Source organism: Brevundimonas sp. CURTG3B2_SDJG, assembly GCF_057364705.1.
Genome location: NZ_JBNFOJ010000603.1, coordinates 1 through 512, shown reverse-complemented (window position 1 = coordinate 512; position 512 = coordinate 1). Strand labels below are relative to the sequence as shown.

Annotated in this window: 1 protein-coding gene; it reads right to left on the bottom strand. The window is 48.0% G+C overall.

Annotated elements, in window-relative coordinates:
- Window positions 1–25: 25 nt before the first annotated feature.
- The gene (locus AC2W7C_RS18900; RefSeq protein ID WP_486002711.1) at window positions 26–307 is read right to left on the bottom strand and encodes a hypothetical protein; all 282 of its coding nucleotides are present in this window, start codon (window positions 305–307) and stop codon (window positions 26–28) included.
- Window positions 308–512: the final 205 nt, after the last annotated feature.

Genomic DNA, 512 nt, shown 5'->3' with positions numbered 1-512 from the left:
GCCGCAAGGACCCGTAAGTATTCACTCATTGCTTGACCTCGAATCGCAGGTTGGATGATCCGAACGTGTAATCATCAAAGGCAGCTACCAGCACCTCCTTGATGGTCTTCTTGGCGACAACAATGGCAGACTCAGGGCCTGACTCTATTGCTGCTTTGACCAGAGCTAGCTGAAGCCCATCCAGCTTCTCACCCTCAGCGTAGGCTTTAGTCATCTCAGCCAGTTGGCGACACACGGTCTCTTCTTCCTTTGAGCTAACAACCATCTTCAGGTCAAAACTCGCACGAATACGTTTAGTAATAGCCATTAGTGTTACTCCTGTTTAAATTGTCCGTACTTCTTGTCAGACGTTAAGTTTATACACATAGAGGTCTTGACTCTAACCTCTTCAGTGAACGGTACAAGCCAGAGGAAATCCCGATAAACAACCGCTAGTAGGTCGATGTCTCCCGGACTGTAAGTTGGCTTACCGCATCATCCCAGCCTTACCTGTATGCTATTGCAGTGCTTCA